6 protein-coding genes are annotated in these 9,847 nt (G+C 58.1%); 3 read left to right on the top strand and 3 right to left on the bottom strand.

Features of this window, described 5'->3' with window-relative positions; translation table 11 throughout:
- Positions 1 to 7: 7 nt before the first annotated feature.
- On the bottom strand, positions 8 to 1,348 hold the full coding sequence (locus H7A51_14320; GenBank protein ID MCP5537393.1) for a DUF1501 domain-containing protein: 1,341 nt from the start codon (positions 1,346 to 1,348) through the stop codon (positions 8 to 10).
- 174 nt (positions 1,349 to 1,522) lie between these two features.
- Between H7A51_14320 and H7A51_14315 the strand changes: the two genes are divergently transcribed.
- Together H7A51_14315 and H7A51_14310 are read left to right on the top strand one after the other, a co-directional pair.
- Complete coding sequence (locus H7A51_14315) at positions 1,523 to 4,099, top strand: hypothetical protein (protein ID MCP5537392.1); 2,577 nt, start codon at positions 1,523 to 1,525, stop codon at positions 4,097 to 4,099.
- Positions 4,100 to 4,185: 86 nt separating this feature from the next.
- Positions 4,186 to 6,951 (top strand): family 78 glycoside hydrolase catalytic domain, encoded by a 2,766-nt coding sequence (locus H7A51_14310; protein ID MCP5537391.1) that lies wholly within the window; start codon positions 4,186 to 4,188, stop codon positions 6,949 to 6,951.
- Positions 6,952 to 6,976: 25 nt separating this feature from the next.
- Here H7A51_14310 and H7A51_14305 read toward each other — a convergent pair whose 3' ends face one another.
- Both H7A51_14305 and H7A51_14300 read right to left on the bottom strand, forming a co-directional pair.
- Positions 6,977 to 7,288 carry a DUF4870 domain-containing protein gene (locus H7A51_14305; GenBank protein MCP5537390.1) on the bottom strand — a complete coding sequence of 104 codons (312 nt, stop codon included), beginning with the start codon at positions 7,286 to 7,288 and terminating at the stop codon, positions 6,977 to 6,979.
- 153 nt (positions 7,289 to 7,441) lie between these two features.
- Positions 7,442 to 8,941, bottom strand: a complete 1,500-nt coding sequence (locus tag H7A51_14300; GenBank protein ID MCP5537389.1) for a peptidase S10 — start codon at positions 8,939 to 8,941, stop codon at positions 7,442 to 7,444.
- 116 nt (positions 8,942 to 9,057) lie between these two features.
- Between H7A51_14300 and H7A51_14295 the strand changes: the two genes are divergently transcribed.
- Positions 9,058 to 9,723: a DUF1080 domain-containing protein gene (locus tag H7A51_14295; GenBank protein ID MCP5537388.1), complete on the top strand. Its 666-nt coding sequence runs from the start codon at positions 9,058 to 9,060 to the stop codon at positions 9,721 to 9,723.
- Positions 9,724 to 9,847 lie beyond the last annotated feature (124 nt).

Below are 9,847 nucleotides of genomic sequence, written 5' to 3'. Positions count from 1 at the left end.
TTTTTTGTTAGATAAGAAGATCCTTGATAACACTGCCACCAGCGACAATCTCGATGGGGCGACCACCGGGTGCCATCAGTTCCTTGTCGGCATTGATACCTATCTGGTTGTAAATGGTGGTGGCAAAATCGGCGACGCCCACCTTGTCCTCCTCGGGTTCGGCGGCGAGGGCGTTGGACTTGCCGTAGACCAGTCCTTTTTTGACACCACCACCGGCAAGCATCACGGAGAATACCCGCGGCCAGTGGTCGCGTCCGTTGGTTTTGTTGATCTTGGGCGTCCGGCCAAACTCCGATGTCAGCATGACCAGCGTGCTATCGAGCATACCCCGCTGATCCAAATCATTGATCAGAGCCGCCACCGCCTGGTCGACCGGTGGCAGGTTGCTCTGGATTCCCCCCTTGATATTGTCGTGATGATCCCAGCCCCCCGCAGTGAGGGAAATAAAACGAACACCGGACTCAGCGAGCCGACGGGCTAACAGCATCCTCTGACCCGCCGGGGTCCGACCATACACATCCTTCAGTTTGTCCGGCTCCTTGGAGAGATCGAATGCCTCGCGCGCCTCCTGTGAGGAAATCAAACTATAGGCGTGTTTATAAAAAGCATCCATGGAATCCAGCGCATCGGAATCCTCCAGCGACTTGAAATGCTCATCGACGGTTTCCAGCAGCGACTTGCGGCGGTAAAATCGGTCGTCGTCCACACCGGCCGGCATATTCAGATCGCGCACCTTGAATCCTTTTTGGGATGGGTTGGCACCGAGTCCGAACGGGCCGTAGGCGGAACTCAGGTATCCCGAGTTGGCAAAAATATTCGGCACGTTGGGCACGCAGACGTATGGCGGCAGGCTTTTTCTCGAGCCCAGTTCGTGGGCGACCACCGAGCCCATCGACGGATACTGCAGCGCTGGACTGGGGCGGTAGCCGGTAAACATGTTGTGCGTCCCCCGTTCATGAGCCGCCTCACCATGGGACATCGACCGGATCACCGTGAACTTGTCGGCAATTTTCGCCAGATGCTTCAGGTTTTCGCTGAACTCCACCCCCGGAAGGGCTGTCTTGATGGTGCCAAAGGGCCCCCGGTATTCGCTGGGGGCGTAGGGTTTGGGGTCGAACGACTCCTGCTGCGCGATACCACCGGGCAAGAAGATCTGGATCACCGACTTGGCAACGCCTTCCTTCGATTCATAGTGCTTCTGCGCACCGTGGGCCTGCATTTTCAGAAACTCCGGCAGGGTCAGCCCCAGGCCGGCGAGCACCCCGACATGTAAAAACTCCCGACGCGACGACGAACGGGCACCCCACTCTGCAAGTGGGTTTCCTGAACATAATGGTTGTTTTTTCATAGCGGTATCGTTGATGTTCCAAAGGATCCTTACGGACGATGAGTGGTAACACTATCATTGAATCAGAAAAAATCCACCGGCAAACCCCACTGGCCGACTACGGATAACGGCCAATGTCAAACAGGTGCAAAGTTTGGCTGGTCATCCCGTATCATAAAGCTAAAAACAAACCCTATGGTGCAGCCGCAAATCGAAGGTATGGAACTCCTTGGCCTGGTGGGCGAAGGCTCATGCGGCTCTGTCTTTATCGCCCGGGATCTCGAGGGAAGCACTCCCGCCCTTCCCGACACCAAGTGGTATGCGGTGCGGGTCTTCAATGCGCTGGCCGTCAACCGGCCCCTGATCGAAAGCATGGTCCATCGCCTGTCCGGCGGAACCTACCCCAGGGGCGTGGTCCCGATCGTGTGGAAGGAATCCAAACAGGGCACCCGCTGCATGATCATGCCGATGCTCGCCGAGGTGAATGAGGAAAAAGCGACCATCGCCCCAAGATCCCTGCAGGAGCAGCTGGTCGAGTTTCCAACCAAAAACGCCTGGGAGCTGATCGAGAAGATCGCCCACGCGCTTGCCGAGATGCATCACCGCAGAATCTCCCACGGCAACCTGAAACCCGGCAACATCTTCTTCAATGACCAGGGGGAATTGTTCCTGACCGACTTCGCCATGGGCCAAATGCCGGGGGTCGGGATGCTCCCCTACACCGATGCCTTGCTCTACGCCCCCCCCGAGCAGTTGCGTGAACCCGAGGGCTATCTATCAGGAAAAGGCTACGCGTGGGACACCTATGCCTTCGCCGTCCTCGCGTTCCGGCTCCTCACCGGCATGTTTCCACGCTGCGAAGCCACCTTCAGCAAGGTGGCTCCCCGCCCTGGCGAGTCACATGTCACCGGCATCCAGGCTGACGTGATCAAACTGGCCGAGCGACTCGAACACCGCGAGTTGGCCAACTGGACCAACGAAGCCGCAGACGACCGTGAACGCAAACGGCGCGAGGTCATTCAGCAATGCCTCTCACTCAACCCCGAGGACCGGTTCGGCGACCTCAACGAAGTACTGCATGCCTGGGAAACCATCGATTCCAATGCCAGGGCAGCCAATGAAAAAGCCGGGCTTCTGAAAAATGTCAAACTGACCAAGCTGCGCATGACCGGCTCGCTCATCCTCGCTGCGGCGGGGGCGGCGGGGTGTATCATCCTTGCCAGTTTACTTGCCTATGAAAAAAGCGCCCGCAGCTCTGATGTCGCCAACCTGAACCTGGCGATATCGGGACTGCAAAAGGAACGCGACGACGCCAGAACCTCCGAGACCTCTGCCATCGCCGCGAAAAATGCCGCTGAACAACGTGAACAGGATACCATCTCCGGCAACGCCACCCGCGAAGCCCGGCTGCGAGGCCAACTCAACGCCCTGGGCGTGGCTAACGACCACTTGTTGGAATGGATGATGCGCAACGAGAGCACCGAGCTTCCTGAACTGAAGAAATCCGATCCGGGCCGCGACATCATGTTGGCCGAACTTCGACAGTTTCTCAAACTCACCGAGGGGGAGAACCAGTTTCAAGCGGTCCGCGCACGCGTCCTGATGCAGCTCGCCGAACTCGAAATCCATGCCAAAAACCCGGTCGAAGCCGACAAACTGCTCGACCTCGGAGCCGCCGGTTGGGCGCAGGCACAGATCAAGGAGCCCGGCTACAACTCGCGGCTCGCCCGGGCACGGCTTGCCTGTCTGCTCCAGTCGCTTGATACAAACGATCCCGCTTTCACCAACACCCTGCTGCCCAAGGCGCGTAAGGACATCGCCGCCATCACTGCGGGCGACGTCAATGAAACCCGGCGTATCAACGCTGTGATGCAAATCATTGACGGCAGTATGATCCAGGCCAAGGACCCCGCCAAGGCGCTCGAACATTTTCTACTCGCCCTCAAGGACCTTGAAGGTGTGCACAAGGCGCTTCCCGATCACGTTGCGGTGCGCTCTGACCTCGCCCGCTTCGCCCTGCACTCCGCCTCGCTCGCGGAAGGATTAAACTTGTTAGAAGACGCATCGCAGCTCCGCAGCAAAGCCGCCATCCACCTGCGCTGGCTGCTAGAGAAAAACCCCAATCTCAAACTCGCCAAGGTCAAGCTCGCCGAAATCGAGATCATGGCCGCCGAGTCTGATATGCGGGCAGGAAATGACACCCAGGGAGCCGCCAAACTCACTACCGCCGAGAAACTGCTCTCCGGCCTGTCCGCAGATGACACCACCCCCGATGGCGCATCCATGCAGATCGCCACCGCCAAGGGCTTGCGTTCGGTATTACTCCGCGACCGCGGACAGACCACCCATGCCGCCAAAAGCCTGGACGAGGCGATTCTACTCACCGAGCGTATCGTTGCCGCCCACCCGGAGGCCAGCGAGCCGCTCTATCGACTTGCCGTTTTCCACTGGCAGCGTGGTGGCCTCTCGGGTGACGCCGGCGACACCGCAGGCGAGCTCACCCAGGGAGCCAAGGCCGCCGACCTGATGCAACAGTTGCTCAAAAGCGGTGCCGGCAAACGCGACACCGAACTACGCCGCTCCCTTGCCTACCTCTATGGCGACCTGGGGCACACCGCCTACTCCAAGGGAAAAAAGGCCGATGCCATCGCCTTCTTCAAAAACGCCACCACCATGTGGCAGAGCCTGGTCACCAGAAACGGCAAAAAAGAAGAATACACCGAAGGCCTGAAGTGGAGCCAGACCCGCTACCGCGAGGTAGGTGGCCGATAGCAGGCCCAGCAAACAAGACCACCACACCAGACGCCACGAGCCGGGTCACCTTATGGTAGAAAGTTTCGTCACCCATGCCGGTTTCCATGCCCATTCCATCCATCATCCGTCTGTGCACCTTGTGGATGGCATTTCTTCCCACCCTAACAGATGTTTTTGCCGATAACGAACCAACGGAAGGAATGACGGCCACAGGTCTGCGCTTTGAATACCGTGACCGGCCTTTAGGGATCGACCACCCACAACCCCGCTTGAGCTGGGTCCTGGAATCAGAGGTTCGCGGCGCAAAACCGGGTGCCTATCACATCCTGGTTGCCAGCACCGCCGAGGGACTGGAGAACGGTCGAGGTGACCTCTGGGACAGCGGCAAAATCATTTCGAGCCAAAGCGTGGACATTCCCTACCAGGGTAAAATCCCAGGCTCCGGACAGCGTTGTTTCTGGAAGGTGAAGGTATGGGACAGCCAAGGCCAAGCGTCTGATTGGTCGGCTCCCACATTCTGGGAGATGGGTCTTCTCAACGCAGACGACTGGCAAGCCACGTGGATCGGTGATGGTGTCGCCTTGCCGGTAAAGGACGAGGACTTTTTCAAAGATGATCCCGCCCCCCTCTTCCGCAAACCCTTCACGCTAACAGATCCAGTGAAATCCGCGCGTCTCTACATCACGGCCTTGGGATATTTCCGTGCGTCCCTGAACGGGACGCCTGTTGGCGACCAACATCTTGAACCGCTTTGGACCCGACCCGACAAGCGTGTGTTTTACTCCACGTTTGACGTGACAAGAAATCTAGCAGCTGGAAATAACTGCCTGGGTGTCACGCTCGGCAATGGCTGGTACAATCCCCTACCCCTGCGTATGTGGGGTCGTAAAAACCTGCGCGAGCACTTACCTGTCGGACGCCCGCAATTTATCGCCCGACTGCACATCGAATACGCCGACGGCTCCAGCACAGCCATTACCACTGACGCCACATGGAAAGTCACGCAGGGCCCCATCCTCCGCAACAACATTTACCTTGGTGAAAAAGTCGACGCCCGTCGTAACATTCCCGAATGGGATCAGCCTGGTCTGGACGACAGTGATTGGAAAACAGCCAGGGCGGCACCAGCCCCTGAGGGCAGGTTGCAGGCACTACCGGCTCCGGCTATCAAAGTAACAACCAGGTTAACACCCGCTGTAGTCACCGAGCCAAGCAAAGGCGTGTACATCGTCGATATGGGACAAAACTTCGGCGGCTGGGCGAGCTTCGATTTCGATGTCCCCGCAGGAACTAAAATCACGATCCGATACGGCGAGCTACTGCACAAAAACGGCACGCTCAACCCGATGAGCAGCGTCTGTGGACAAATCAAAAATGCAACCAAACCCCAATACCCCGGAGCGCCCCCGGTCGCCTGGCAGGAGGACCGCTACATCGCCCGGGGTGGTGGTGAGAACTATACGCCACAATTCACCTTCCACGCGTTCCGTTATATCGAGCTGACAGGACTACCGGCACGTCCACCGCGTGGCTCCATCGTGGCACTGCGCATGAACTCCGCCGTGGAGCCTGTGGGGTCGTTCTCTTGCTCTAACAAACTGTTCAACCGCATCCAACAAATGTGCCAATGGACGTTTCTGAGCAACCTGTTCGGGGTGCAATCCGATTGCCCGCACCGCGAGCGTTTCGGATACGGCGGCGACCTGGTCACCACGTCCGATGCATTCATGCTCAACTACGATATGTCCGGGTTTTACGCCAAGTCGACCCGCGACTGGGCCGACAGCGCCTTACCCGACGGTATGTTGACCGATACCGCCCCGTCGGTGGGTATCCAATACTGCGGCATCGGCTGGGCCATGGCGCATCCGCATCTGCAAACGCAGCTCTACCGCTATTACGGCGACCGCCGGGTCATCGAGCAGCAGTATGCCGTCTCGAAGCGGTGGTTCGAGTTAGTCAGGGCGAAAAACAAGGACCATATCATCCGCAATGGCCTACACGATCACGAGGCATTGGAAAAGGAGAAGGCGGCACCGATGGTCACCCCGCTCTACTGTGAATCCGCCCGCATGCTTTCGCGCCTGGCTGGCATTCTGGGCAAAAAGGACGAGGCTACGGAATACGCCCAGCTTGCCGGGGACATCAAGAACGCCTATCTCAGGCAATGCATCGCCAAAGGAACAGGCGTGGCCGGCTCGGGAATCCAAAGCGCGCAATCCTTTGCCCTCTTTCTGGACATGCTTCCGGAGAACGAGCGCCCCCTTGCTCTGGCCCACCTCGTGAAGGATATCGAAAAGCATGACGGCCACCTCACCACCGGGATCTTCGGCACCCGCTACATGCTGGATGTCCTGAGCCGTGGGGGCGAAGTTGAGACGGCCAACGCCATGGTCAATAAACGCGATTTCCCCGGCTGGGGGCATATGCTCGAAAACGGTGCCACCACCTTGTGGGAGCACTGGAAACCCAACGACGGCTTCAGTCACAACCACCCCATGTTTGGTTCTGTTAGCCAGTGGTTCTACAACTGGCTCGGCGGTATCGAACCCGCCGCAGACGCGGTTGGATTTGATCGTATCAATCTCCACCCCCGTTTTGTCCGGGGACTCGACTGGGTCAAGTGCTCACACCGATCGATCCATGGTCAGGTGGTCTGCAACTGGAAGCGCACGGGCGATACCGTGACCATCGACATTCGCGTGCCCGTCAACACAAGTGCCGTGCTTGACCTTCCTGATGCATCATCCGTCACCGAAAACGGACAAGCGGCGAAGAATGCAGTCGGTGTGAAAAACCTGCAAGCCCGAGGAGGGGGTGTCAAACTGCATCTGGAGTCCGGAAGCTATACCTTCCAGGTTGCACTTTGATACGCGCCCCGCTTTACCAACAGACTCACTTGATCAAGCGGATCGTCATCGGGTAGCGGTGCCACTCACCACGATTGGCGGCAAGGCAGGCCATCAGTTCAAAGACAAAGGCCGCGATGGAAAGCACAATGATCAGGGGGACCGCGATCAGCATCCCCGCCCCCATGGTGACGATGCCAAACGCCATCAGGGAGAACACATAGATCAGCAATGTGATCTGGAAATTGATTGCCTCCTTGCCGTGGAAATCGACAAAGCGCGACGTGTCTTTTTTGACCAGCCAGAGAATCAGCGTCCCCAGAAACCCGGTCAGCAAGGCTAACAGGTGGACCAGCATCCCCATGGTCCGGTCATCCGCCGTCACCTGAAAAGGATCCGCATGAGCCACCGGCAGCAGCGGTGGTTGCACCGGAGCCGTGTAGGGATTCACCCGGTCACTGGCTGGCATCTGCGGTGGCCTTGCCACATGGATCGGGTCATCATTCATCATTCAATTTTCAGGATTCAAAAACGCCACCAGGTCCTTGCGCATTTTTTCCAGGTCCGGCTGGTTCAAGTAAAACATATGTCCGGCGTCATACCAAGCCACGGATATGTTTTTTCTCTGCGGCGCCGGCACATTCATGTGGGCCACCGTATGCAGAATTCCACCGGCAGGTGTCGCCAGGTCGGCATGACCACACTGCACCAGCACCCGCAGGTGGGGGTTGTCGCGCATCGCGGCTGCCAGCCTTGGAGCCATGTTCACAAAGCCGTTTTTCTTACCCCAGTTCCAGGCACCCACCTGGGCGATGATCTCATAGGGGCGATCGTCCAGCCAGCCAAGGCCGTCGGCCAGATAACCTAACATCGCTGTGGAAAACGCACCCATTGCCACCGACATCGACGGGTCGTAGCTGGGGAAGTCCCCCGCTTTATCCTGCACCGGCCAGGCGGTGCGGGCATCGAAGCGACCTAACACCTTGTTCTCAGACCTCAACAAATCCTTGCGGAACCTGGAGGGGTTGATCCTCAGGTCGTAACGTAGAACCAGCTCTTCAGGGAGGGATGTGAGTGCCGCAAGCTCCGCCGCCACTTTCTTCCGGGAGGCGTCATCCAGCGTGTATCCTTTGAGCAATGCCGTCGCATACGGCCCCGCCGCAAACTCACGGGCGTTCTTTACCAAGGTATCACGGTCCCCCTTCAACTTCCCGTGATAGTGGGCAATGGCCGTATAGGCTGGCAGATACGCGATGTATGCGAGGTCATTGCCATCACCCGGATTGAGGGTGCTGAAGTCCATCAGCCCCGAGAGAAGCACCACACCATTGAGCGTCATCCCATAGCGGCTCTGAAGATGCTGTGCCAGCCCGGCAGCGCGGACCCCGCCGTAGCTCTCCCCCAGGATATACTTGGGTGACGACCAGCGTTTGTTTTCCGTGATCCACCTCCGGATGAAATCGCCGACACTCTCGATATCCTCGTCCACACCGTGAAACCTTTCCTTACTGTCCTCGGAGCGCGAATATCCGGTCGACACAGGGTCGATAAAGACCAGGTCAGCGACATCGAGGATGGAAAATGGATTTTCCTTAACCGTCAGCGGGGGCTTCAAGGCCTCGGTGCCATCGGCTGAAGTCGGCACGATCCTGGGGCCGAGTGCCCCGAGGTGGAGCCAGACAGCCGACGAGCCGGGTCCGCCATTAAAGGCAAACAACACAGGCCGCTTCGAGACGTCCTTCACCCCATTACGGATATAGGCCACGTTGAAAACCGATGCCCGCGCCTTGCCATCCTCCTTTTTCAGCACCAGCCGGGACGTGCGCACCGTGTAGTCGATTTGTTTTCCCTCGATGGTCACACTCGCCTGTTTTTCGACCATTCTTGCTCCCTGCTCCTTCGGGTTTTGCTTCTGCGCCTTGGTTACGGCGTCCTTGGCTGGCGGCTCCGCACGAAGCGGCAGCAGCAGCGCGCCAAACACGATCAGGGTAGTCCATCGGGATAGTTTCATTGTCTTCATAGCGTATTGTATCCCCGTCTTTATCTTGTCATCTGGTTTGTTCAAACATCAATTTTCCCGATACCGGCTGAAAGCAACCCAGCTGCATGCCAGTATCCACAGAAGATATGAAAAAAATCCTCACGCTCACAGCCATCGTTACCCTCAGCCCCCTCGCGTACGCCGATCACCACGGGGAAAAGGCCGGGTGGACCAGCTTGTTCGACGGTAAGTCACTCAATGGCTGGAGCCAGAAGAATGGCACCGCCAGCTACGTCGTCAAAGACGGCAGCATCGTCGGCACCACCACAAAAGGCAGCCCCAACTCCTTCCTTTGCACCGACAAGGATTACGGTGATTTCGAACTCCAATTCGATGTCAAGGTGGACAACGCGCTGAACTCCGGTGTGCAGCTCCGCTCACAAACACAGGGTGGCAAACCCGGAGGCCGGGTCAACGGGCCGCAGTGTGAAATCGAGGCTAGCGACATTCAAAACGGCGGCGAGGCCGGCTACATCTACGGCGAAGCCACCGGCCGCGGCTGGCTCGTCCCCGACGACAAACGCACCCCGCACAAACACTTCAAGGACGGCCAGTGGAACCACTACCGCATTGTCTGCAAAGGCCCCCGCATCCAGACCTGGATCAACGGCCAGCCGATCTACGACCTCACAGACGAAGCCATCTTCAAAACCCACCCGAAGGGCTTCATCGGCCTGCAAGTCCATGGCGTAGGCCAACAAGGCCCCTTTTCCGTCGCTTGGAAAAATATCAGGATCAAGGAGTTGAAGTAGTTTGATAGCCTCTGGAACCGAGGCTTTATGTGGAGTGCGGACGGCTTGCCTCCGCTTTGAGGCTTGATGGGGCTTGCCCCATGAGGCGGGGTTCCATCGGGCAGTGTGAAGAAGATGTGCAGCT

The sequence above is a fragment of the Akkermansiaceae bacterium genome (assembly GCA_024233115.1).
Taxonomy (GTDB): Bacteria; Verrucomicrobiota; Verrucomicrobiia; order Verrucomicrobiales; family Akkermansiaceae; genus Oceaniferula.
Note: the sequence above shows the minus strand (reverse complement) of the source record. Positions and strands in the feature narration are given on the sequence as shown.